Raw genomic sequence first — 21,027 nt, 5'->3', positions numbered from 1 at the left:
GCTTCAAGGGCATCAGCGGGGTCGGTAAATGCTGCACCTTGAGGGGATAAAGCGATGCAACTGAAAGACAAAGTCATCATCATCACTGGCGGTTGCCAGGGACTGGGCCGCGCCATGGGTGAGTACCTGGCGGCCAGGGGTGCCAAGCTGGCGCTGGTCGATCTGAACCAGGAAAAGCTCGACGAAGCCGTGGCGGCCTGCAAGGCGGCCGGTGGCGATGCGCGTGCCTACCTGTGCAACGTCGCCGATGAAGAGCAGGTCACCCACATGGTCGCCCAGGTCGCCGACGACTTCGGCGCCATCAATGGCCTGGTCAACAATGCCGGCATCCTGCGCGATGGTCTGACCATCCGTGTGAAGGATGGCGAAATGACCAAGATGAGCCTGGCGCAGTGGCAGGCGGTGATCGACGTCAACCTGACCGGCGTGTTCCTCTGCACCCGCGAAGTGGCGGCGAAGATGATCGAGCTGAAGAACGAGGGTGCGATCGTCAACATCTCCTCGATCTCCCGTGCCGGCAACATGGGCCAGGCCAACTACTCCGCCGCCAAGGCCGGTGTCGCTGCCGATACCGTGGTCTGGGCCAAGGAGCTGGCGCGCTACGGCATTCGTGTCGCCGGCGTGGCGCCGGGCTTCATCGAAACCGAGATGACCGGCAGCATGAAGCCGGAAGCCCTGGAGAAGATGACGGCGGGCATCCCGCTCAAGCGCATGGGCAAACCGGCCGAGATCGCCCACTCGGTGGCCTATATCCTGGAGAACGACTACTACACCGGTCGTATCCTGGAGCTGGATGGCGGCCTGCGTCTGTAATTCGCGCCGCGATAACGAAAACGCCCCGACTGGTTCGGGGCGTTTTTGTTTGCGCCTGGATCCTGTAGCCCGGATGCAATCCGGGGAATGGCCAGGTGCAGAGAATCCCGGATTGCATCCGGGCTACGAGCGACTAGGGTGCGATATGGTCAGTGGGTGCGCGCCACGGCGAAGCGGCTCAGCTCGATCAGGGCGTCGCGGTATTCACCCTGCGGCAGGACTTCCAGGCAGGCGATGGCGCGCTCGGCGTAGTCGCGCGCGAGCCTGGCGGTGTAGTCCAGGGCGCCGGCAGCTTCCACGGCGGCACGGATGCTCTCCAGGTCCTCGATGCCACCCTTCTGGATCGCACGGCGTACCAGGGCAGCCTGCTCTTCGGTGCCTTCGCGCATGGTGTAGATCAGCGGCAGGGTCGGCTTGCCCTCGGCCAGGTCATCACCAACGTTCTTGCCCAGGCTGGCGGCGTCGCCCTTGTAGTCGAGCAGATCATCGACCAGCTGGAAGGCGATGCCCAGGTGATCACCGAAGGTGCGCAGGGCCTCGCGCTGCGTCTCGTCGGCATTGGCCAGGGCGGCTGCGGCATGGGTGGAGGCCTCGAAGAGCATCGCGGTCTTGCCGCGGATGACCTCCATGTAGGTCTCTTCCGTGGTGCTGGCGTCACGGACCTTGGACAGCTGCAGCACTTCACCCTCGGCGATCACGCGGGTGGCGTGGGAGAGGATCTTCATCACCGGCATGGAGCCGAGTTCGACCATCATTTCGAAGGAGCGGGAATAAAGGAAGTCGCCCACCAGAACGCTTGGCGCGTTGCCCCACTGGGCGTTGGCGGTGCTGCGGCCACGACGCATGTCGGACATGTCGACGACGTCGTCATGCAGCAGTGTCGCGGTGTGCAGGAACTCGATGGTCGCAGCCAGCAGGCGCAGGTCGTCAGCCTGGTAACCCAGCGCACGACCGCTGAGCAGGACCAGTAGCGGGCGCAGGCGTTTGCCACCGGCAGAGATGATATAGTCGCCGATCTTTTCCACCAGCGGCACGCGAGAAACCACCTGTTGGCGGATGATGCCGTCGACGGCGGTGAAATCGTCCGCCACCACGCGGTAGAAAGCCTGGGGTTGCATCGACAAAGGGCGCTCCTTCTAAACTGCGCGGCATGCTAGGTGGCAGGGTAGGGGCTGTCAAGGCAAGCACTTGCGGCCCTTGCGCAGCGTTCGGCGCTTGCGTACAATCGCGCACCCTGAACTTCCCCCTGGGCATTTCCCTGCCTTACGCAATTGCAAGGGTGTCACTTCCGGCCCCGAGCAGCCATGCCAGCCAACAACGACTTTTCTAAAGCGCTGGGTGAGCAGGATCAACGGAGATTTACCATGTACGCAGTAATTGTTACTGGTGGCAAGCAATACAAAGTCACCGAAGGCGAATTCCTCAAGATCGAGAAACTCGAGCTCGCCACTGGCGACGCCGTGACTTTCGATCGCGTTCTGCTGATCGGCAATGGCGACGACGTTAAAATCGGCGCCCCGGTCGTAGACGGTGCCAAAGTGGTTGCCGAAGTCGTTTCGCAAGGCCGTCACGACAAAGTGCGCATCATCAAGTTCCGCCGTCGTAAGCACCACATGAAGCGTCAGGGCCACCGTCAGTGGTTCACTGAGATCAAAATCACCGGTATCCAGGCCTGATTCGTCGGCCCCGATCCCTTTATAGGAGTATTGACTCATGGCACACAAAAAAGCTGGCGGTTCTACCCGTAACGGCCGCGATTCCGAAAGTAAACGCCTTGGCGTGAAAATGTACGGTGGCCAGGTCATCAAGGCCGGCAACATCATCGTGCGTCAGCGCGGCACTCAGTTCCACCCCGGTTTCGGCGTGGGCATCGGCAAGGACCACACCCTCTTCGCTAAAGTCGAAGGCGTGGTCAAGTTCGAAGTGAAGGGCGCTTTCGGCCGTCGCTACGTGAGCGTTGTTCAGGCCTAATCGCCTACGCGCTGGAAAAGCCCTGTCCGTAGGACGGGGCTTTTTTGTTTGTGTATCTTTGGTGCGCTTGCCCAATCCGCTAGTCCTGGATGATTCGGCAAGCGTTCCCCCAGCCCGCAGATGAAGCGGGAGGCAGACTGATGAAATTCGTCGACGAAGTATCGATATTTGTAAAAGCCGGTGACGGCGGTAACGGCATGATGAGCTTCCGCCGCGAGAAGTTCATCGAGAAGGGTGGCCCCAACGGGGGTGACGGTGGTGACGGTGGCTCGGTATTCCTCCAGGCCGACGAGAACCTCAACACCCTGATCGATTACCGCTACACGCGCAAATTCCACGCCCAGAACGGCGAGAAGGGTGGCAGCACCGACTGCACCGGCGCCAAGGGCGAGGACCTGATCCTGCCGGTGCCGGTCGGCACCACGGTGATCGACGTGGCGACGCAGGAAGTGATCGGCGACCTGGTCAAGGCCGGCCAGCGTCTGATGGTCGCTCAGGGTGGCTGGCATGGCCTGGGCAACACGCGCTTCAAGTCCAGCACCAACCGTGCGCCGCGCCAGACCACACCGGGCAAGCCGGGGGACTCGCGCGATCTCAAGCTGGAGCTGAAGGTCCTCGCGGACGTCGGCCTGCTGGGCCTGCCCAATGCCGGCAAGAGTACCTTCATCCGCGCCGTTTCCGCCGCGAAGCCGAAGGTCGCCGACTATCCCTTCACCACCCTGGTGCCGAACCTGGGGGTGGTCAGTGTCGACCGCTTCAAGAGCTTCGTCGTCGCCGATATTCCGGGGCTGATCGAAGGCGCGTCGGAAGGCGCCGGCCTGGGGATTCGCTTCCTCAAGCACCTGGCGCGTACCCGCCTGCTGCTGCACCTGGTGGACATGGCGCCGCTGGACGAGAGCGATCCGGCCGAGGCGGCGCAGGTGATCATCGACGAACTGGGCCGCTTCAGCCCAGCGCTGGCCGAGCGTGACCGCTGGCTGGTGCTGAACAAGATGGACCAGATCCCGGAAGAAGAGCGCGAAGCGCGCAAGGCCGACATCGTTGCCCGCCTCAACTGGCAGGGCCCGGTCTACGTGGTTTCCGCCATCAGCCGCGACGGCACCGAGCGCATCAGTCGCGACATCATGCATTACCTGGAAGTGCGCGGTGAGCGCATCGCCGAGGACCCGGTGTTCGCCGAAGAGGTGGCCGAGCTGGATCAGCGCATCGAGGACGAGGCGCGTGCCCGTCTGCAGGCGCTGGATGACCAGCGTGCGCTGCGCAAGGCTGGGGTACGCAGTGTCGATGATATCGACGAAGACGATGACTTCTTCGACGATGAAGACGACGACGGCCCGGAAATCATCTACGTCCGGGATTAAGCAAATTTTCCAACGCCGCTTAATTGCGGCGTTTTTGTAGGTGGGCTGGAACCCATCGTGTCTGACTAAGGCTGGAAGATCATGCGTGACAAGGTGACCGGCGCGAAGCGCTGGGTGGTGAAGATCGGCAGTGCGTTGCTGACCGCCGACGGGCGTGGCCTGGATCGTGCGGCCATGGCGGTATGGGTCAAGCAGATGGTCGCGCTGCGTGAGCAGGGCGTGGAACTGGTGCTGGTGTCTTCCGGCGCCGTGGCTGCCGGCATGAGCCGCCTGGGCTGGACCAGCCGACCGAGTGCGATGCACGAGCTGCAGGCCGCCGCCGCCATCGGCCAGATGGCGCTGGTGCAGGCCTGGGAGTCGAGCTTTGCCGAGCACAACCGACGCACCGCGCAGATCCTGCTGACCCACGACGATCTTTCCGACCGCAAGCGCTACCTCAACGCACGCAGCACCCTGCGTACGCTGGTGGGCCTGGACGTGGTGCCGGTGATCAACGAGAACGACACGGTGGTCACCGACGAGATCCGCTTTGGTGACAACGACACCCTGGCCGCGCTGGTGGCCAACCTGGTGGAGGCCGATCTGCTGGTGATCCTCACCGACCGCGACGGCATGTACAACGCCGATCCCCGTCACAACCCCGATGCCGAGCTGATTTCCGAAGCGCGTGCCGACGACCCGGCACTGGACGCCGTGGCCGGTGGCGTGGGCGGCGCGCTGGGGCGTGGCGGCATGCAGACCAAGCTGCGTGCCTCGCGCCTGGCGGCACGCTCCGGCGCGCATACCGTGATCGTCGGTGGCGCCATCGAGCAGGTGCTGGCCCGCCTGCAGGCTGGCGAGCGCCTGGGCACCCTGCTGGCCCCCGAGCGCGGTCTGCTGGCGGCACGCAAGCAGTGGCTGGCCGGGCATCTGCAGACACGCGGTACCCTGGTGCTCGATGCCGGCGCGGTCAAGGCGCTCAAGCAGGACCACAAGAGCCTGCTGCCCGTGGGTGTGAAGGCGGTGCAGGGGAGTTTCCGCCGCGGTGAGATGGTGGTCTGCGTGGCACCTGATGGTCGCGAGATTGCCCGTGGTCTGGTCAACTACAGCGCGCTGGAAGCGCAGAAGATCATTGGCCAGCCCACCGACGCCATCGAAAAGCTGCTGGGTTACGTCGATGAACCCGAGTTGGTGCACCGGGACAACCTGATCCTGGTCTAGTGAAAAGGGAGCGAGGCATGCGTCTGTTCAAGGGAATTGCGTTGAGTGTCATGTTGCTGCCAGGGTTGGCACTGGCCGAGACCATCGGCGAGGTGTCCACGGTGTTCAAGTGGCTCGGCCCGAACGACAAGATCGTCGTCGAGGCGTTCGATGATCCCAAGGTCGAGGGCGTGACCTGCTACCTGTCGCGGGCCAAGACCGGCGGCGTGAAGGGCGGGCTCGGGCTGGCCGAGGACCGTGCCGAGGCGTCCCTGGCCTGCCGTCAGGTCGGGCCGATCACCTTCAAGGGCAGGCTCGAGGACGGCGAGGAGGTGTTCAAGGAGCGCACCTCGCTGGTGTTCAAGACCATGCAGGTGGTGCGTTTCTTCGACGAGCAGCGCAATACCCTGGTGTACCTGGTCTACAGTGACCGGGTGATCGAGGGCAGCCCGCAGAATGCGGTGACCGCCATCCCGATCCTGCCCTGGGGCAAGCCCTGAGGGATCGCGCCGGCACTGCACCGACGCGTTGCCGCAAGCCATGAAAAAACCGCCCCGAGGGGCGGTTTTTTTGTCGGGCGGATCAGGCGCTGGGCTGGTCCAGCTGCAGGCGCTGGTTCGACTGCGCCTGCACTTCGCGGTAGCGCTCGGCGTCCTTGGCCAGGACGTCGGCCATGGCCGGGAAGATCTCGTCCAGCTTGCTGCGCCATTCGGCGCTGTCGGCCTGCTCGGGGAAGCAGCGACGGATCAGGTCGAGCATGATCGACACGGTCACCGAGGCGCCCGGGGAGGCGCCGAGCAGGGCGGCGATGGTGCCGTCCTCTGCTGCCACCAGCTCGGTGCCGAACTGCAGGATGCCGCCGTTCTTGGCGTCCTTCTTGATGATCTGCACGCGCTGGCCGGCCACTTCCAGGCGCCAGTCCTCGGGCTTGGCTTCCGGGTAGAAACCACGCAGGGTCTCCAGGCGCTGCGCCTCGGACTGCATCACTTCCTTGATCAGGTAGCGGGTCAGGTCCATGTTGTCGCGCGCCACCGCCAGCATCGGGCCGATGTTGTTGGGGCGTACCGACAGCGGCAGGTCGAGGAACGAACCGTGCTTGAGGAACTTGGTGGTGAAGCCGGCGTACGGGCCGAACAGCAGGGATTTCTTGCCGTCCACCACGCGGGTGTCCAGGTGCGGCACGGACATGGGCGGCGAGCCCACGGCGGCCTGGCTGTAGACCTTGGCCTGGTGCTGCTTGACGATCTCCGGGTTGTCGCAGCGCAGCCACTGACCGCTGACCGGGAAGCCGCCGAAGCCTTTGCCTTCGGGAATGCCGGAGAGTTGCAGCAGCGGGAGTGCACCACCACCGGCACCGAGGAAGACGAACTTGCTCTTGAGCTTGCGCGTGGCGCCCGAGCGGGTGTCCTTGATGTCCACCAGCCAGCCTTCGCCGTCACGCTGGAGGTCGGTAACCTTCTGGTTGCAGGTGACCGTGGCGTTCGGTTGCGTGGTCAGGTAGCCGAGCATCTGTTCGGTGACCGCACCGAAGTTGACGTCGGTACCGGCCTGCACGCGGGTCATCGCCAGCGGCTCGTTGCCGTCACGGCCGGGGATCAGCAGCGGCGCCCATTCGGCGATGGTGGCGCGGTCCTCGGTGTACTCCATGTCGGTGAAGGCATGATGCTGGCGCAGCGCCTCGAAGCGCTTCTTGAGGAAGGCCTTGCCGGTATCACCGCGCACGAAGCTCATGTGCGGGACGGGATTGATGAACGTCTTCGGCGACTGGATCGCGCCCTTGCCGATCAGGTAGGCCCAGAACTGCTTGGACTCCTCGAACTGGGCATTGATGCTCACCGACTTCTTGATGTCGATGCTGCCGTCCGCGCCTTCCGGGGTGTAGTTCAGTTCGCACAGTGCGGCATGGCCGGTACCGGCGTTGTTCCAGGGGTTGGAGCTTTCCACTGCGCCAGACTCGCGCAGCTCTACCACTTCCAGCGTGATGCCGGGGTTGAGTTCCTTGAGCAGCACGCCCAGGGTCGCGCTCATGATGCCGGCACCCACCAGCACCACATCCACGCTTTGGTAATCGTTATGCGCCATTAACCTCTCTCCAGGAAAATCTGCACCAGATGGACGGCCATGCGGCCTTTCAGGGCGATACCGACAGACTCAGACGTAAGGCCATGCCGTTCGGCGGGGAGGGTCAAGGCTGGGAATTGCGGACGCAAAACTGTTCATCTGTTCGCCACACTCTTGTGAAGTTTGTAAAAACCGTTCTTTTCACGCTCTTTTGGAGCTGTGAACCTCAAAAGCTCGACTGCCTCGGCGCGCTTTTGCCCGTGCACGTCATGCAATGCATGGCTGCCATCGGCTCTGCATATGGGCGAAAAGCGGCTGGCCGGATACGGCAGCTCGAAGTGGGCGACTCTCTGGGGCGGGGCGATGACGTTGCATCGGCGAGGTCGTGCGGCCCGATCAGGAGACGTCCTTATAATCGGGGCGCGATTATAACGGTGAATGAGGGGAAATTGATCGGTCTTGCGTGACTTTTATTCTTCCGCCGGTCAGGCCGCCAACGGGCGGGCCGCTCGCGTATGGCTGACGACCGGCATGACCCTGGCGCCGGCAGGCAGGGGGGCGCCCAGCCACGAGGCGTTGGGTTCACTGACTTCCACCCAGCCGGGTTGGCTCGGGTGCTCCTGCACCTGCCGTAGCGCACGGCAGCAGCCCTGGGCATCGAGCAGGGCGAAGTGGCGCATCGGGCGGGAACGGCCGAACAGGCGGTGCAAAAGCATGGCGAAGGCTCCAGCGTGGTGACTGCAGCCTTTATGCCCTGACGCGGTGACAGCCTGATGACAGGAACCCCGGCGCCGCCGCTCGGGTCTCAGTACTGTTGGCCGCTGGCCGCGCTGAGTATACTGCTGGCCACTTTTACCTCACTCGGAGAGATGAGCATGCTGCACCGTGCGTTGATCGCCCTGCTTGCTGCCACCAGCCTGACGCTGGCGGGTTGCGCCCTCAGCCCTCAGCAACTCACCCCGCAACCCAAGCTCACCAGCTCGCTGACCCCGGTGGGCCAGGGTCAGCCGGTGGTCGTGCGTGTGGTCGATGGCCGGTCCTCGCCGGTACTGGGCACGCGCGGTGGCCTGTACCCGGAGACCAGCGCCATCAGCGTCAGCGGCGAGAACCTGTTGCCCAAGCTGCAGGCCGAGGCCGAGGCGGCGGTGCGCCTGCTCGGTTTCACCCCATCCGCCAACGCCTACAACGCGCCGCAGCTGACCATCACCCTGGCGGACCTGAAGTACCAGTCGCCGAAGGAAGGCATGTACGTGACCGAGGCAGACATCTCCGCCTCCATCCGTGCCGATGTGCAAGGCGGCAGCCGTCGCTACACCGGCCGTTATGGCGCTTCGCTCAACCAGCGCTTCGGCACCGCGCCGAACCAGCAGACCAACACCAAGCTGGTCGGCGATGTGCTCAGCGATGCGCTGACGCGGGCCTTCAAGGACCCGACCATCGGCCAGGTGCTGCTGCAGTAAGTACGGCCCCTGCAACGAAAACGCCCCGCATTGCGGGGCGTTTTCATTTGTCCTGGGCGTTCATGCCGCCTGGTCGTAAAGCTCCGGCAGGCTCATGCCGGTACGATTGTCGATGTCCGGCAGGTCGTAATGCTCGTGACCGCCAAGGGCGCAGTAAACCAGCCAGTGCTGGTCCTGTACGTTGAAGGAAAGTTCGTCGACCACGGCATCCACTTCATCCAGCGAGTCGATCAGATAATCGCGATCCAGCGGTTGGGGATTGAGCATGACAGGTCCTCCTAGGACGTGGGGTAGTCTCCAAGAACAGCTGTGACTGTTTGGTCATCTTGAGAGATACAAACCTTAGGCCAGGCGGATGACAGTTTTCAGACGATTTCGGGATAGCACGCTGCGTTCGTCGGAAACGAACCTTATAAAGGCGCGAGTTCAGTACACTGCGCGACGATTTTGATTGGCTGGAATGCGCCCGTGCTCAGCCGCGAATCCCCATTCTGGTGCGGTGGCGGGGTTGCTGCACCATGCTGAACTCGAGGTGTTGCATGTCGCTGCAGGTGTTGTGGTCGCTGTTTCTCGCTCATCCGGCCGGGGCGGTGAATTCGCTGGCGTTGTTCTTCGCCGTGGCGGGCGCCTGGTTGTGCCTGGTGACGCGCGTACGTGAGCAGCGGGGTCTGGCGCGTGTGCTCGCCGACGGCGAACTGGATGTCCAGGATCAGGATGAGCGCACGCTGCGCATCAACCGCTTCTTCTATCGCTTCGGGGCAGCCTGCCTGGGCTCGGCCCTGCTGCTGTCCTGGTTCAGCACGCGCCTCTGAGGGGCATGCGATAGACGCGAACGGCAGCCATCGGGCTGCCGTTTGCATTTCTGCAGGCCTAGAGCGGCAGGCCGGCCTTGATCCGGTACTGGTTTCGCACCGGGTTGGCGTATTGCAGGATGAGGTAGGGTTTTTCCTCCTCGCTGCAGCCGGCAAGGCGCCTGTTCCACTCGGCTTCGGCCTTGGCCAGGTCGGCGCTGGCAAACAGCTCGCTGGCTGAGGGCACGTTCAGCTCGGCTTCGCGGCCTTCCCACATGGCGTATGCCAGGTAGTGCACCGGGAACAGGCGGTACTGGCCGAGGATGTGACGGTCCAGCGCCTGGGCCAGTTGCTTGGTGTCCTCCAGGCCGCCGACCGGCGGGCCGAAGTGCAGGTGCACCCGCCCCTTGTACCCGGTGATGCCCAGCGCGATGCTGCTGTCATCTTCGCCGGGGGCCTTGGTGTAGCTGCCGGTGGCTGCACGAATACTCAGCTCGCGGGCCTTGGCCTGATCGCAGGGGTCGTACTCGTAGCTGATCGAGACCGGGATCAGGTTGAGCGAGTCGATTACCTCGGCGAACGGCTCGTCCTTGCGGCTCATGTGGAACATCTTGAGGATCGCCGAATCGGTGCGGTCGTCACCGTCCTTGGCGCGCCCCTCGGCCTGGGCGATCCAGATCGACTCGCCATCCTCGCGGATCGAGTGGTTGATGTAGGCCGAGAGCAGTTGATACGCCGCCAGCTTCTCGCGGCGTCCGCTGATCGAGCGATGCACGATGAAACTCTTGTTCAGGCGCATCAGGTCGCTGACGAAGGGCCGCTGCAGCAGGTTGTCGCCGATGGCGATACGCGGCGTCTGCAGGCCGGCATGGTAGACGGCGTAGTTGACGAACGCCGGGTCCATGACGATGTCGCGATGGTTGGCCAGGTACAGGTAGGGCTTGCCGGACTGCAGGTGCTCCAGGCCGGAGTAGCTGATACCGTCGCTGGCATGTTCAATGGTGCGATCGATGTAGGGTTCGATCTTCTCCTGAAGCCTGGCCACCGAGTCGACGCTGGCGAATTCGCTGCGCAGGCGCGCGGCGATCAGCGGCTTGAGCAGCCAGCCGAGTGGACCGGCCAATCGCGGAAAGCGAAAGCGGGTGAGGGTGCCGAGAAACGCCGGGTCGGCGAGCAGGCGCGCCAGTACGGGGCGCACTTCTGTGTCGGCATAAGGTCGGATGGCATCGAATGCGCCCATCATGCTCTCTTGATCTAGAACGACTAAGGTTAAAAGCGACAGCCTGTCTGGCAGGCTCAGCAATAGACCGGTGATTATACCGCCAAGTCACAAGGAGGCCGCGATGCTGGAAACCGAGGCCTATATCTGCCCCTATTGCGGGGAGCCGGTGGAAGCCGTGCTCGACCTGTCGGCGGGGGACCAGTCCTATATCGAGGATTGTCCGGTGTGTTGCCGGCCCATCGAGTTCGAGCTGCGCACCGATGGCGAAGACTGGCAGCTGGATGTGCGGGGAGAAAACGACTGATGCAGCGAATCTACGAACCGGAGAACATGCTGGAAGGCCAGTTGCTGGTGGACATGCTGGCCAGCGAAGGCATCGGCGCGCATCTGCAGGGGCAGCACCTGGTGGGGGCGGTGGGTGAGCTGCCGGCGTGCGGTCTGCTCGGGCTGATGGTCGGCAACGAGGATGCCGAGCAGGCGCGGGCGCTGATCGCCGAGTACAATGCGGCACAACCCGTGCCCGGTGACGAACCGGAGTCCTTCCAGGGCGAATTGCTGTGTTGAGTCGCCCGTTGCCTGTCGAGCCGTTTCATGTGTGGACGTTATGCCCTGTTTCGCTGGTCGCCCGCTTTTGCGGCGCTGCCAGGTTTTCCCGCTGATCAGCAGCCGCACTGGAACTTCGCGCCAAACGCTCAGGTGCTGCTGATGCATGCCGGCGAGGGCGGCCGGGTGCTGGCGCCGGCGCGTTGGGGGCTGACGCCGGCCTGGCTCAAGGACCTGTCGAAGACGCCGGCGCATGCGCGGGCCGAAACCCTGACCGAGCAACCGATGTTCCGCGAGCCCTTTCGTCAGCGTCGCGGCCTGCTGCCGGCCAATGGCTTCTTCGAGTGGCGTGGTGCGGCGCGCAAGCGCCCGTACTGGATGACCAATGGCGAGCCGCTGATGTATTTCGCGGCGCTGTGGGAAATCTACCCGGTGGGCGGGCACGAGTACCTGAGCGTGGCGCTGGTGACCCAGGCCGCTGCCTCGTTGCGGCGCCCGCTGATTCTCGATGAACACGAGCAGGCCCTGTGGTTGAGCGACGAGGCCTCGGCCGAGCAGTTGGCCGCGCTGCTGGCCAAATCCCCGGTGGCGTTGCGAGAGCGTCCGCTGGCGACGCTGGTCAACGACCCGCAGCTGGATGCACCGGAGTGCCTGACGCCAGCCTGAGGCGCCGCCTCGGCAGGGGCATGCGCCCCTGCCGATAACCGCGACTAGACCCTGAACTGATTGATCAGGCGGCGCTGTTGCTCGGCCAGCTTGGTCAACTGGGCGCTGGCCTGGCTGGCTTCGTCGGCCCCGCCGGCGACTTCGTTGGCGACCTGACCGATATTGGTGACGTTGCGGTTGATGTCCTCGGCGACGGCGCTCTGTTCTTCGGCGGCGCTGGCGATCTGCGTGTTCATGTCGTTGATCACCGAGACCGCCTGGGTGATGTCTTCCAGCGAGCTGGCCGCCTGGTTGGCGTGTTCCACGCTGTCGTCGGTCTTGCTCTGGCTCTGCTCCATCACCTTGACCACTTCGCGGGTGCCCTGCTGCAACTGCTGGATCATGGTCTGGATTTCTTCGGTGGCCTGCTGGGTCTTCTGCGCCAGGTTGCGCACCTCATCGGCGACCACGGCGAAGCCACGACCCTGCTCGCCTGCGCGGGCGGCCTCGATGGCGGCGTTGAGCGCGAGCAGGTTGGTCTGTTCGGCAATGCCACGGATGGCGACCAGGATGGCGTTGATGTTCTCGCTGTCCTTGGCCAGGTTCTGCACCACGCCCACGGCGCGACCGATTTCGCTGGCCAGCGCGGCGATGGCGGCCGAGGTTTCCTGCACGACCTGCTTGCCCTGGTTGGCCGCGCGGTCGGCATGGTTGGCCGCTTCGGCGGCGTGGGTGGCATTGCGTGCGACGTCCTGGGCGGTGGCGGTCATCTCATGCACGGCGGTGGCCACGAGCTCGATCTCGGCGAGCTGCTTCTGCACGCCCTGGTTGGTGCGGATGGCGATATCGGCGGTGTGCTCGGAGGAGTCGCTGACCTGCTGCACCGAGGTCACCACGGAGGCGATCATCGCCTGCAGCTTGGTCAGGAAGGCGTTGAAGCCCTGGGCGATCTGGCCGAGTTCGTCGGTACGCTCCACCTGCAGGCGTACCGTCAGGTCGCCGTCGCCCTTGGCCATGTCGTCCAGCATGCCGACCATCTGCCGCAGCGGGCGGGCAATGCCGTAGCCCACGAACCAGATGACCAGCAAACCGAGGCCGGCGATCAGCAGGCCCACCAGAGTCATGCCCAGGGTGTCGCTGTCGCGCTGGCTCGCCAGGTCGTCCTGCAGTTGATAGAGGTCGGCCATGACCGCTTTCAGCGGCAGCACCACCATCATCACCCAGCGCGCATCGCTCTGGCCGATGTTGAAACTGAGGAACAGTTCGATATGGCTGTGGTCCGGGTCGTCCTTGGCGTCGATGGCGTAGAGCGGCTGACCGGGTTGCAGTTTGCCCAGGTTGCTGACCTCGTTGGCATCGAGCAGCGCGGTGGCCGGTTCGCCGAGTTTGTCCGGCGCCTTGGTCGAGGCGACCAGACGGCCGTTGCTGGCGATCAGTGCCATGTCCCCGGCGCCGTCATACAGCTGCGAGTCGGCCTTGACCAGCAGTTCCTGAATGAAGTTGACGGCCAGGTCGGCACCGGCGATGCCGCGAAACTCGCCATTGACCAGGATCGGCGCGGTGAACGAGGCAAGCATGGTCATCTTGCCGCCGACGTCGTAGGGGGCCGGATCGATCACGCAGGGACGCTTGCGCTCCTTGGGGCAGAGGTAGTACTCGCCGGCTCGCACGCCGGTGGGCAGGAGTTCTTCGCTCTCGGTCGAGCCGATGGCATCGACGCCGAGGCTGCCGTCGGCGTTGCGGTACCACCAGGGCAGGAAGCGTCCGCTGCCGTCGTAGCCGTTCTCCTTGCTGCCGGCGTAGAGGTCGTCGCTGGCATCGAAGGCGTTCGGTTCCCAGCCGATGTAGCTGCCCAGCAGCTTCGGATTGGCGGCCGTGGTCTCATGCACCAGGCTGGCCAGCTCCTCGCGGCTGATGCTGAGCAGGGGGCTGCCATTGCTGTCGGTCATGCCAAGCATGGCGTTGACCCGCGCCAGGTCGGCGGTGATCTGCAAGGGCACTTCCAGTTCGCGCTGAATCTCACTGACCTGCGCTTGCGCCAGGGCGCCAAGGCGCTGTTCGATGACGCGTTCGAGCAGGGTCTGGGTGCGCTGCTGGACCAGCGTCTGGGTCCGGTCTCCGGCGAACAGGGCATAGAGCACCAGGGCCACGACGACCGCCAGCACGCTGGTGCCGGCCAGAAAGGCGACGGAAAACTGGATCGACTTGAACTTCATGAGAGCTCCCGAGCGCAATGTGCGGCTGTCACGTTGTATCGGCCGTGACAGGGCAAAACCTTAGTGACCTGGCATGATCCTTTGCGTCAGTGCTGCATTCAGCAAAGATTGCCCTTGGCCATCACGCAAGTGCGGCGGTTGCCCGAGTATCCGGGGCGGCCTAGCATAGGCGGCCCATGCAAGGAGATGGCTCGATGAGCAAGGTTCTTCACCTGAGTGGCCTGGCAGCCGCGTTGCTGATTTCCGCTTGCCAGGCGGTCAATACCACCAGCGCGGGTGCCGTCGGCGTCGAGCGCAAGCAATACATGTTCAGCATGCTGTCAGCTGATGAAGTCAATCAGATGTATGCGCAGTCCTATCAGCAGACGCTGAGCGAAGCTTCGAGCAAGGGCGCGCTGGACAAGAGCAGCGCCAATGCCCGGCGCCTGCAGACCATCGCCAACCGCCTGATTCCGCAAGCGCCGCGTTTTCGCCCGGATGCGGCCAACTGGCAGTGGGAGGTCAACCTGATCAAGAGCCCCGAGCTCAACGCCAACTGCGGGCCGGGCGGCAAGATCATCTTCTACAGCGGCATCATCGAGCAGCTCAAGCTGAGCGACGACGAGATCGCCGCGATCATGGGCCACGAGATGGCGCATGCGCTGCGCGAGCACAGCCGCGAAGCCATGTCCAAGGCGTACGGTATCGAACTGGCCAAGCAGGGCGCCGGCGCTCTGCTGGGGCTGGGTGAAAGCAGCCTGGCGATGGCCGATACGGTGGTGCAGTACAGCCTCACCCTGCCCAACAGTCGGGGCAACGAGAACGAGGCCGACCTGATCGGACTGGAACTGGCTGCCCGTGCGGGCTATGACCCGAATGCCGCTATCAGCCTGTGGCAGAAGATGGCGGCTGCCGGCGGTGGTGCGCCCCCCGAGTTCATGAGCACGCACCCGTCGTCCAGTAGCCGTATCGCGTCGCTGCAGGCGGCCATTCCCAAGGTGATGCCGCTGTACGAACAGGCTCGGGCCAAGCGCTGACAGAGCTGCTGCGGCGTGCATGGTACGCCGCAGGTCTTCTCAGGGGAGGGCTTTTTCGGCGAAGGAGCGGGTCTGCAGGCCCAGTTGGGAGCGGAAGCTTTCCATGTCGAACATGGTGCAGATTTCCTGGATTTCGTTGCCTGGGCTCAGGGTCCAGAACGCCATGGCCGAGATGCTCAGTACCTTGTCGCTGGGCGGGTAACCCAGTGCCGGTTTCTGGATGGTGCCGATCAGCGTGCTCCAGGTCACCACCTTGCAGCCCTCGGCGATGCATTCCTCGATGACCACCTGCAGGTCGGGCATGGCGTGGCGAATGTCCTGCACCATCTGGATGAAGCCGGCGCTGTCGAGTGGATGACCGACGAACGAACTCTTGTAGAGAAAGTCGCGCGAGTGCAGTTGCTCGGCCAGCGCCAGGCGGCCTCTGTTCCAGACCAGGTCGATGTGCTGGCACACCACCTTCTTGCGATCATCCAATGACATGTTGCCCTCCCGGCTGCTGGCGCCGCTGGCCGTTGAACAGGTGACCGGGGCGCCCATGGCGGCTCCGCACCTGGCGTGCGCCGGTCGCGCACGGGTTCAGCGGCCTGCTGTTTTACGTGACGTGGTGCGCACTTTAGCAGCAGGCCAGGGGGCGATGGGATTGGCCGAAATGCCGGTTCGCTGGCGTCATGGAAGCGTCAGATCAGCCCGCTGAGCTTCAGCGCCTGGTAGCCGGCATAGATGGCCAGGGCGGCGAACGCGCAGGCTGCCAGGCGACGGATGAGCGTCAGCGGCAGGCGCTCGGCGGCGAAGTTGCCGGCCAGCACCACGGGCACGTTGGCCAGCAGCATGCCCAGGGTCGTGCCGGCGACCACCAGGATGAAGTGCGGATATTGTGCCGCCAGCATCACCGTGGCGACCTGGGTCTTGTCCCCCATTTCGGCGAGGAAGAAGGCGATCAGGGTGGTGAGGAAGGGGCCGTATTTCTTCAGGCCGGATTCTTCGTCGTCGTCCAGCTTGTCCGGTACCAGCGTCCAGGCCGCCACCGCGACGAAGCTCGCGGCAAGGATCCAGCTCAGGGTTGCCGGGGAGAAGAAGCTGGCGACCCAGTTGCCGATGGCGCCCGCCGCGAAGTGATTGGCCAGGGTGGCGACGACGATGCCCCAGATGATCGGCCAGGGTTTGCGAAAGCGTGCCGCCAGCAGCAAGGCGAGCAGCTGCGTCTTGTCGCCGATTTCGGCGAGGGCAACGATCAGGGTGGGTACGAACAGGGATTCCAGCATCAGGTTTCCTAAAGGGGCGGGTCAACACGGCTTATGACACGAACGACCTTCCCGCCCCCGGGTGAGGTTGTACGTGTCATAGGTCTTGTCAAACCGCAGGTCTGTCTGAGCAGACCTTGGGTCGCATGCGCCATGCTCTGCGGAGCAAGTGTGTTGACGCATACCGGGCGAGCAGGGCGCTCGCGGGAGACTACTCCCCTAGGACGGGCGCCATTGTGCCCGTGCGCCGCGTTCGAAGCAACTCCGTTCAGCGGCGTGCGCTGTAGATGCGGAAACCATCGGCCTCGGCCAGGGTGCGGCAGGGACCGAGGTGGCGCTCGATCAACGGCGGATACTTGAGAAAGCTGTTGGCGACCAGGCGCAGCTCTCCACCCTTGACGAGGTGACGGCCGGCCTGGAGCAGCAGGTTCTCGCTGGCCTGGTAATCGGTGTGCACGCCCTGATGGAAAGGCGGGTTGCTGATGATGGCGCTCAGTGCCTCGGGGGCGGACTCGATCCCGCTGCCGGCAATGACCTCGGCCTCGAGACCGTTGTGCGCCAGCGTCAGCCGGCTGCTGGCCAGGGCGAAGGCGTCGACGTCGAGCAGGGTCACCTGGCTCGATGGGTAGCGGCGCTTGAGTGCAGCGCCCAGCACGCCCGCGCCACAACCGAAGTCCAGCAGGTGGCCGCTGGGCAGGTCCTGCAGGTGCTCCAGCAGCAGGGCGCTGCCGCGGTCGAGGCGACCGTGGGCGAAGACCCCCGGCAGGGTGACGATCTCCAGGGTGCCGTCGCTCAGTTGCAACGGGTAACGCTGTGCCAGCGCCTGCAGGTCCGGCTGCTGCGGTGCCTGTTCGACAGTGGCGCACCAAAGTTGGCAGTGCCGGGCGCTGTCGAGCTTGCGCGGCTTGCCGAAGACGGCCAGCTGTTTCGCGGCGCGCTCGATGCCGCCGCGTTTCTCTCCCACCAGGTACAGCGGTTTGCCGGCCAGCCGTGCGGCCAGGGCCTGCAGCAGGTAGTCCGCGAGCTCTCGCGACTTCGGCAGGAACAGCACCGCGGCGCGGTAGTCACCCGCCGGCATCTGCGTGTCGAACTGGCTGCGCCCCGGAAAGCGTGCAGCGAGCAGCGCCTGGTCACCGGCGTGCCAGTTCCAGCCACGGGCCTGCGGCAGTGCGCCGAGCAAGTCATCGGCCGGCAGGCCTGCCAGCAGTACCTGGCCATCGAACAGCTCGGCCTGGCGCAGGAGAACTTCGCTTCGCGGATCCATGGGGGCACCTGCCTGAAAAAGCTGCGCAGCTTACCAGTTCGTTGAAAAACTACCTACGTTGGTACTGCTGCGTTGACATCAGCCTCATAGCCAGAGGCCGAACCGGCTTCAGCGCAGCCCGGAAGGGGCGAACGAAGCGCGCCCAATGCTCCTCACTCTCTACGTTCGCCCTTCGGGCCAGCCCGTGGCGGCTAATCCGCTGTGCGGTGTTTCGGCCGCTTTTGCGGGGCTGCCATGGGCCTTGTCTTGTCGTCTCGCCTGCGTTTTCAGCGGCCTGTTACCCGACGACTCGCAGCGGCGCACCGGCGAAGAAGCCGGCGGCGTTCTCCACCACCTGGCCGACGATACGCTGGCGTGCTTCCTGGCTGCCCCAGGCACTGTGCGGGGTGATGATCAGGCGGGGAATGTCAGTGGCCAGCAGCGGGTTGCCGTCCTTCGGCGGTTCCTGCAGCAGGACATCGGTCGCCGCGCCGCCCAGGTGGCCGCGTCGCAGTGCGTCGGCCAGTGCCTGTTCATCCACCAGGCCGCCGCGTGCGGTGTTGACCAGGAAGGCGCGTGGTTTCATCAGCGCCAGTTCGGCTGCGCCGATCAGGTTGCGTGTCTGTTCGTTGAGGGGGCAGTGCAGGGTCAGTGCATCGACCTGCGGCAGCAGTTCGTGCAGCGGCAGGCGGTCGGCGCGCGGAGGGCGACCGGGTAGCTGGCCGAGCACCACACGCATGCCGAAGGCTTCGGCCAGGCGGGCGACCGCGCCCCCCAGTTCGCCGTGGCCAAGCATGCCCAGGGTCTTGCCTTCGAGTTCGACGATGGGGTGATCCAGCAGGCAGAACTGGCTGGCCTGCTGCCAGCGACCTGCCGCGATATCACGCTGGTAGTCGGGCAGGCGCGTGGCCAGTGCCAGGAGCAGCATCAGCGTGTGCTGGGCCACCGAGGGGGTGCCGTAGCCCTGGCAGTTGCAGACGGTCACGCCATGGGCCTTGGCGGCGTTCAGGTCGATGTTGTTGGTACCGGTGGCGGTGACCAGGACCAGTCGCAGATCCGGGCAGGCGTCGAATGTGGCGGCGTCCAGCGGCACCTTGTTGCTGATGGCAACCTGTGCACCTTGCAGGCGTTCGGCGACCTGATCCGGCGCCGTATGGGCATGCAGGGTCAGCTCGGCGAAGGCCTGTCGCATCGGCTGCATGTCGAGGTCGCCGAGGTCGAGGGAAGCATGGTCGAGGAAGACGGCGCGTGGGCTGTTGCTCATCAGCTGTACCTTTTCGCAGGAGGGTCGCAAGAGTAGATTGGCGAGCCTACCAGACCTTCATCACCGATGCGGAGCCGCCATGTACTGGAGTGAATTTCTCACCGTCGCCCTGATCCACCTGCTGGCGGTGGCCAGCCCGGGCCCCGATTTCGCCATCGTGGTGCGCGAGAGCGTCGGCTATGGTCGCCGTGCGGGGCTGTTCACGGCATTTGGCGTGGGCACCGGCATTCTGGTGCACGTGACCTATTCGCTGCTCGGCATCGGCCTGATCGTGTCGCAGTCCATCGTTCTGTTCAACGCGCTGAAGTGGCTGGCGGCGGCCTACCTGCTGTACATCGGGGTCAAGGCTCTGCGTGCCCGCCCGGCTGAACCGGGCAGTGCCGAACTGAACCTGGCCGCCGGCGAGCGCAGCGGGCGCGGTGCGTTCGTCACCGGCTTCGTCACCAACGGGCTCAACCCCAAGGCGACGCTGTTCTTCCTCTCGCTGTTCACCGTGGTGATCAACCCGCATACCCCGATCGCCGTGCAGGCGGGCTATGGCCTCTACCTGGCGCTGGCGACCGCATTCTGGTTCTGCCTGGTGGCCTGGCTGTTCAGTCAGCAGCGGGTGCGCGCGGGGTTCGCACGCATGGGCCACTGGTTCGATCGACTGATGGGCGCGGTGCTGGTCGGTATCGGCGTGAAGCTGGCGTTCACCGAGATGCGCTGAACGAAAAAGCCCCGCAGTTGCGGGGCTTTTTCTTGAGGGGCGGGGTTACAGCAGTTCGATGGCGACGGCTGTGGCCTCGCCGCCGCCGATGCACAGCGAGGCGACGCCACGCTTGCCGCCCTTCGCCTGCAGGGCGTTGATCAGGGTGAGGATGATGCGCGAGCCGGTCGAGCCGACGGGGTGTCCCTGGGCGCAGGCACCGCCGAAGACGTTGACCTTGGCGTGATCCAGGCCGTGTTCGCGCATCGCCAGCATGGTCACCATGGCGAAGGCTTCGTTGATCTCGAACAGATCGATTTCGTCCTTGTTCCAGCCGGTCTTCTTCAGCAGGTTGCTCATCGCACCGATAGGGGCCAGGGTGAACTCGCTCGGGTCCTGGCTCTGGGTGGCGTGGGCCACGACCCTGGCCAGCGGCTTGAGGCCGCGTCTAGCCGCTTCTTCGGCAGTCATCAGCAGCAGCGCGCTGGCGCCGTCGGAGATCGAGCTGGCGTTGGCCGCGGTGATGGTGCCGTCCTTCTTGAAGGCGGGCTTCAGCGCGGGGATCTTGTCCAGGTTGGCGGTCAGCGGCTGTTCGTCGTCCTTCACGATCACCTCGCCTTTGCGCGAGGTCACGGTGACCGGCACGATCTCGTTCGCCAGCGAACCGTCGTGGATCGCGGCCTGGGCACGGCGCAGCGATTCGATGGCGTAGGCGTCCATCTCCTCGCGGGTGATGCCGTACTGGTCTGCGGTCTCCTGGGCGAAGGAGCCCATCAGGCGGCCGGTACGGGCGTCCTCCAGGCCATCGAGGAACATGTGATCCTTGATCTCGCCATGACCCATGCGCAAGCCAGTGCGGGCCTTCTCCAGGACGTACGGCGCGTTGGACATGCTCTCCATGCCGCCGGCGATCATCACCTGGTTGCTGCCGGCCTTCAGCGAGTCGAACGCCATCATCACGGCCTTCATGCCCGAGCCGCACAGCTTGTTGATGGTGGTGCAGCCGGTGGCCGCCGGCAGACCGGCATTGAGCGACGCCTGGCGCGCCGGGCCCTGCTTGAGACCGGCAGGCAGGACGCAACCCATGATCACTTCCTGCACGTCGGCCGCCTCGATCCCGGCGCGCTTGACCGCTTCGCGAATGGCGGCCGCGCCCAGGTCGACGGCTGCTACGCTGGCCAGGCTGCCTTGGAAACCGCCCATTGGGGTGCGGGCGCCGCTGACGATGACGATATCGGACATGGTGTTACCTCGAACGAAGATGGGGCTTGGTAAAGTCTGTTTTTATACGTTTGCGTGGTGTCGATTCT

At 64.6% G+C, this 21,027-nt stretch carries 24 protein-coding genes and 1 riboswitch; of the genes, 13 read left to right on the top strand and 11 right to left on the bottom strand.

The genetic code is table 11. The features are described 5' to 3' along the window. Positions 1 to 54: 54 nt before the first annotated feature. Positions 55 to 813 carry an SDR family oxidoreductase gene (locus EPK82_RS02440; protein ID WP_037050966.1) on the top strand — a complete coding sequence of 253 codons (759 nt, stop codon included), beginning with the start codon at positions 55 to 57 and terminating at the stop codon, positions 811 to 813. Positions 814 to 962: 149 nt separating this feature from the next. Here EPK82_RS02440 and EPK82_RS02435 read toward each other — a convergent pair whose 3' ends face one another. Beyond that, positions 963 to 1,931, bottom strand: coding sequence for a polyprenyl synthetase family protein (locus tag EPK82_RS02435; RefSeq protein ID WP_037050964.1), 969 nt, complete (start codon positions 1,929 to 1,931; stop codon positions 963 to 965). 246 nt (positions 1,932 to 2,177) lie between these two features. Here EPK82_RS02435 and rplU point away from each other — a divergent pair, with 246 nt between their 5' ends. The 5 genes from rplU to EPK82_RS02410 all read left to right on the top strand — a co-directional run bounded on the left by rplU (position 2,178) and on the right by EPK82_RS02410 (position 5,824). Beyond that, the gene (gene rplU, locus EPK82_RS02430) at positions 2,178 to 2,489 is read left to right on the top strand and encodes a 50S ribosomal protein L21 (protein WP_037050963.1); all 312 of its coding nucleotides are present in this window, start codon (positions 2,178 to 2,180) and stop codon (positions 2,487 to 2,489) included. A 37-nt stretch (positions 2,490 to 2,526) separates the two neighbouring features. Continuing rightward, positions 2,527 to 2,784 (top strand): 50S ribosomal protein L27, encoded by a 258-nt coding sequence (gene rpmA, locus EPK82_RS02425; protein WP_031303584.1) that lies wholly within the window; start codon positions 2,527 to 2,529, stop codon positions 2,782 to 2,784. Between the two features lie 140 nt (positions 2,785 to 2,924). Next, a complete protein-coding gene (cgtA, locus tag EPK82_RS02420) occupies positions 2,925 to 4,145 on the top strand; it encodes an Obg family GTPase CgtA (RefSeq protein ID WP_037050962.1) in 1,221 nt (406 codons plus the stop codon). 81 nt (positions 4,146 to 4,226) lie between these two features. Continuing rightward, positions 4,227 to 5,345: a glutamate 5-kinase gene (gene proB, locus EPK82_RS02415; protein WP_037050961.1), complete on the top strand. Its 1,119-nt coding sequence runs from the start codon at positions 4,227 to 4,229 to the stop codon at positions 5,343 to 5,345. 17 nt (positions 5,346 to 5,362) lie between these two features. Continuing rightward, positions 5,363 to 5,824: a CreA family protein gene (locus tag EPK82_RS02410; RefSeq protein WP_134675676.1), complete on the top strand. Its 462-nt coding sequence runs from the start codon at positions 5,363 to 5,365 to the stop codon at positions 5,822 to 5,824. 82 nt (positions 5,825 to 5,906) lie between these two features. On the opposite strand, the gene mqo is transcribed toward EPK82_RS02410, so the two are convergent. Together mqo and EPK82_RS02400 are read right to left on the bottom strand one after the other, a co-directional pair. Next, positions 5,907 to 7,406 carry a malate dehydrogenase (quinone) gene (gene mqo / locus EPK82_RS02405; protein ID WP_134675675.1) on the bottom strand — a complete coding sequence of 500 codons (1,500 nt, stop codon included), beginning with the start codon at positions 7,404 to 7,406 and terminating at the stop codon, positions 5,907 to 5,909. A 464-nt stretch (positions 7,407 to 7,870) separates the two neighbouring features. Continuing rightward, the gene (locus EPK82_RS02400) at positions 7,871 to 8,101 is read right to left on the bottom strand and encodes a hypothetical protein (protein WP_037050953.1); all 231 of its coding nucleotides are present in this window, start codon (positions 8,099 to 8,101) and stop codon (positions 7,871 to 7,873) included. Positions 8,102 to 8,260: 159 nt separating this feature from the next. Here EPK82_RS02400 and EPK82_RS02395 point away from each other — a divergent pair, with 159 nt between their 5' ends. Continuing rightward, positions 8,261 to 8,845: a YajG family lipoprotein gene (locus EPK82_RS02395; RefSeq protein ID WP_037050950.1), complete on the top strand. Its 585-nt coding sequence runs from the start codon at positions 8,261 to 8,263 to the stop codon at positions 8,843 to 8,845. Between the two features lie 60 nt (positions 8,846 to 8,905). Here the strand turns inward: EPK82_RS02395 and EPK82_RS02390 are convergent, their stop codons facing one another. After that, positions 8,906 to 9,112: a hypothetical protein gene (locus EPK82_RS02390; protein ID WP_037050948.1), complete on the bottom strand. Its 207-nt coding sequence runs from the start codon at positions 9,110 to 9,112 to the stop codon at positions 8,906 to 8,908. 272 nt (positions 9,113 to 9,384) lie between these two features. Between EPK82_RS02390 and EPK82_RS02385 the strand changes: the two genes are divergently transcribed. After that, entirely contained in the window at positions 9,385 to 9,657 is a 273-nt protein-coding gene (locus EPK82_RS02385) for a hypothetical protein (RefSeq protein WP_037050946.1), read from the top strand. A 58-nt stretch (positions 9,658 to 9,715) separates the two neighbouring features. Here EPK82_RS02385 and EPK82_RS02380 read toward each other — a convergent pair whose 3' ends face one another. Next, positions 9,716 to 10,879, bottom strand: coding sequence for a 1-acyl-sn-glycerol-3-phosphate acyltransferase (locus EPK82_RS02380; RefSeq protein ID WP_134675674.1), 1,164 nt, complete (start codon positions 10,877 to 10,879; stop codon positions 9,716 to 9,718). Positions 10,880 to 10,979: 100 nt separating this feature from the next. Between EPK82_RS02380 and EPK82_RS02375 the strand changes: the two genes are divergently transcribed. Genes EPK82_RS02375 through EPK82_RS02365 form a run of 3 tightly spaced genes read left to right on the top strand, consistent with a single transcriptional unit; the run spans position 10,980 to position 12,067 of the window. Further along, positions 10,980 to 11,162 carry a CPXCG motif-containing cysteine-rich protein gene (locus EPK82_RS02375; RefSeq protein ID WP_037050941.1) on the top strand — a complete coding sequence of 61 codons (183 nt, stop codon included), beginning with the start codon at positions 10,980 to 10,982 and terminating at the stop codon, positions 11,160 to 11,162. Beyond that, positions 11,162 to 11,422, top strand: coding sequence for a putative signal transducing protein (locus EPK82_RS02370; RefSeq protein WP_037050940.1), 261 nt, complete (start codon positions 11,162 to 11,164; stop codon positions 11,420 to 11,422). Before EPK82_RS02375 ends, EPK82_RS02370 begins: the two co-directional genes overlap by 1 nt. Before the next feature lie 27 nt (positions 11,423 to 11,449). Beyond that, positions 11,450 to 12,067, top strand: a complete 618-nt coding sequence (locus EPK82_RS02365; RefSeq protein ID WP_134675673.1) for an SOS response-associated peptidase — start codon at positions 11,450 to 11,452, stop codon at positions 12,065 to 12,067. 44 nt (positions 12,068 to 12,111) lie between these two features. Here EPK82_RS02365 and EPK82_RS02360 read toward each other — a convergent pair whose 3' ends face one another. Continuing rightward, complete coding sequence (locus tag EPK82_RS02360) at positions 12,112 to 14,262, bottom strand: methyl-accepting chemotaxis protein (RefSeq protein ID WP_134675672.1); 2,151 nt, start codon at positions 14,260 to 14,262, stop codon at positions 12,112 to 12,114. A gap of 194 nt (positions 14,263 to 14,456) precedes the next feature. Between EPK82_RS02360 and EPK82_RS02355 the strand changes: the two genes are divergently transcribed. Beyond that, positions 14,457 to 15,278 (top strand): M48 family metallopeptidase, encoded by an 822-nt coding sequence (locus EPK82_RS02355; RefSeq protein WP_134675671.1) that lies wholly within the window; start codon positions 14,457 to 14,459, stop codon positions 15,276 to 15,278. Positions 15,279 to 15,317: 39 nt separating this feature from the next. On the opposite strand, the gene EPK82_RS02350 is transcribed toward EPK82_RS02355, so the two are convergent. From EPK82_RS02350 to EPK82_RS02335, 4 genes are all read right to left on the bottom strand, one after another. Further along, positions 15,318 to 15,761 (bottom strand): ester cyclase, encoded by a 444-nt coding sequence (locus tag EPK82_RS02350; protein ID WP_037051056.1) that lies wholly within the window; start codon positions 15,759 to 15,761, stop codon positions 15,318 to 15,320. A 197-nt stretch (positions 15,762 to 15,958) separates the two neighbouring features. Continuing rightward, positions 15,959 to 16,543: a TMEM165/GDT1 family protein gene (locus tag EPK82_RS02345; protein ID WP_037050928.1), complete on the bottom strand. Its 585-nt coding sequence runs from the start codon at positions 16,541 to 16,543 to the stop codon at positions 15,959 to 15,961. A 23-nt stretch (positions 16,544 to 16,566) separates the two neighbouring features. Then, positions 16,567 to 16,754, bottom strand: a riboswitch (yybP-ykoY riboswitch). A gap of 36 nt (positions 16,755 to 16,790) precedes the next feature. Then, a complete protein-coding gene (locus EPK82_RS02340; protein ID WP_134675670.1) occupies positions 16,791 to 17,786 on the bottom strand; it encodes a class I SAM-dependent methyltransferase in 996 nt (331 codons plus the stop codon). A gap of 277 nt (positions 17,787 to 18,063) precedes the next feature. Beyond that, on the bottom strand, positions 18,064 to 19,029 hold the full coding sequence (locus EPK82_RS02335; protein ID WP_134675669.1) for a 2-hydroxyacid dehydrogenase: 966 nt from the start codon (positions 19,027 to 19,029) through the stop codon (positions 18,064 to 18,066). A 79-nt stretch (positions 19,030 to 19,108) separates the two neighbouring features. On the opposite strand from EPK82_RS02335, the gene EPK82_RS02330 reads away from it, so the two are divergent. Continuing rightward, complete coding sequence (locus EPK82_RS02330; protein ID WP_037050923.1) at positions 19,109 to 19,738, top strand: LysE family translocator; 630 nt, start codon at positions 19,109 to 19,111, stop codon at positions 19,736 to 19,738. A gap of 45 nt (positions 19,739 to 19,783) precedes the next feature. Here EPK82_RS02330 and EPK82_RS02325 read toward each other — a convergent pair whose 3' ends face one another. Then, entirely contained in the window at positions 19,784 to 20,959 is a 1,176-nt protein-coding gene (locus tag EPK82_RS02325; protein ID WP_047588054.1) for a thiolase family protein, read from the bottom strand. Positions 20,960 to 21,027 lie beyond the last annotated feature (68 nt).

Origin of the sequence: Ectopseudomonas khazarica (assembly GCF_004521985.1) — a bacterium.
GTDB lineage: Bacteria > Pseudomonadota > Gammaproteobacteria > Pseudomonadales > Pseudomonadaceae > Aquipseudomonas > Aquipseudomonas khazarica.
Note: the sequence above shows the minus strand (reverse complement) of the source record. Positions and strands in the feature narration are given on the sequence as shown.

Excerpts from the sequence above, each read along its gene's own strand:
- EPK82_RS02370 (WP_037050940.1), top strand. The coding sequence starts at position 11,162 with ATGCAGCGAATCTACGAACCGGAGAACATGCTGGAAGGCCAGTTGCTG.
- EPK82_RS02365 (WP_134675673.1), top strand. The coding sequence starts at position 11,450 with ATGTGTGGACGTTATGCCCTGTTTCGCTGGTCGCCCGCTTTTGCGGCG.
- EPK82_RS02350 (WP_037051056.1), bottom strand. The coding sequence starts at position 15,761 with ATGTCATTGGATGATCGCAAGAAGGTGGTGTGCCAGCACATCGACCTG.
- EPK82_RS02335 (WP_134675669.1), bottom strand. The coding sequence starts at position 19,029 with ATGAGCAACAGCCCACGCGCCGTCTTCCTCGACCATGCTTCCCTCGAC.
- mqo (WP_134675675.1), bottom strand. The coding sequence starts at position 7,406 with ATGGCGCATAACGATTACCAAAGCGTGGATGTGGTGCTGGTGGGTGCC.
- cgtA (WP_037050962.1), top strand. The coding sequence starts at position 2,925 with ATGAAATTCGTCGACGAAGTATCGATATTTGTAAAAGCCGGTGACGGC.
- EPK82_RS02435 (WP_037050964.1), bottom strand. The coding sequence starts at position 1,931 with ATGCAACCCCAGGCTTTCTACCGCGTGGTGGCGGACGATTTCACCGCC.
- EPK82_RS02330 (WP_037050923.1), top strand. The coding sequence starts at position 19,109 with ATGTACTGGAGTGAATTTCTCACCGTCGCCCTGATCCACCTGCTGGCG.
- EPK82_RS02390 (WP_037050948.1), bottom strand. The coding sequence starts at position 9,112 with ATGCTCAATCCCCAACCGCTGGATCGCGATTATCTGATCGACTCGCTG.
- EPK82_RS02345 (WP_037050928.1), bottom strand. The coding sequence starts at position 16,543 with ATGCTGGAATCCCTGTTCGTACCCACCCTGATCGTTGCCCTCGCCGAA.
- rpmA (WP_031303584.1), top strand. The coding sequence starts at position 2,527 with ATGGCACACAAAAAAGCTGGCGGTTCTACCCGTAACGGCCGCGATTCC.
- EPK82_RS02360 (WP_134675672.1), bottom strand. The coding sequence starts at position 14,262 with ATGAAGTTCAAGTCGATCCAGTTTTCCGTCGCCTTTCTGGCCGGCACC.
- EPK82_RS02400 (WP_037050953.1), bottom strand. The coding sequence starts at position 8,101 with ATGCTTTTGCACCGCCTGTTCGGCCGTTCCCGCCCGATGCGCCACTTC.
- EPK82_RS02355 (WP_134675671.1), top strand. The coding sequence starts at position 14,457 with ATGAGCAAGGTTCTTCACCTGAGTGGCCTGGCAGCCGCGTTGCTGATT.
- EPK82_RS02325 (WP_047588054.1), bottom strand. The coding sequence starts at position 20,959 with ATGTCCGATATCGTCATCGTCAGCGGCGCCCGCACCCCAATGGGCGGT.
- proB (WP_037050961.1), top strand. The coding sequence starts at position 4,227 with ATGCGTGACAAGGTGACCGGCGCGAAGCGCTGGGTGGTGAAGATCGGC.
- EPK82_RS02395 (WP_037050950.1), top strand. The coding sequence starts at position 8,261 with ATGCTGCACCGTGCGTTGATCGCCCTGCTTGCTGCCACCAGCCTGACG.
- EPK82_RS02440 (WP_037050966.1), top strand. The coding sequence starts at position 55 with ATGCAACTGAAAGACAAAGTCATCATCATCACTGGCGGTTGCCAGGGA.
- rplU (WP_037050963.1), top strand. The coding sequence starts at position 2,178 with ATGTACGCAGTAATTGTTACTGGTGGCAAGCAATACAAAGTCACCGAA.
- EPK82_RS02385 (WP_037050946.1), top strand. The coding sequence starts at position 9,385 with ATGTCGCTGCAGGTGTTGTGGTCGCTGTTTCTCGCTCATCCGGCCGGG.
- EPK82_RS02410 (WP_134675676.1), top strand. The coding sequence starts at position 5,363 with ATGCGTCTGTTCAAGGGAATTGCGTTGAGTGTCATGTTGCTGCCAGGG.
- EPK82_RS02340 (WP_134675670.1), bottom strand. The coding sequence starts at position 17,786 with ATGGATCCGCGAAGCGAAGTTCTCCTGCGCCAGGCCGAGCTGTTCGAT.
- EPK82_RS02380 (WP_134675674.1), bottom strand. The coding sequence starts at position 10,879 with ATGATGGGCGCATTCGATGCCATCCGACCTTATGCCGACACAGAAGTG.
- EPK82_RS02375 (WP_037050941.1), top strand. The coding sequence starts at position 10,980 with ATGCTGGAAACCGAGGCCTATATCTGCCCCTATTGCGGGGAGCCGGTG.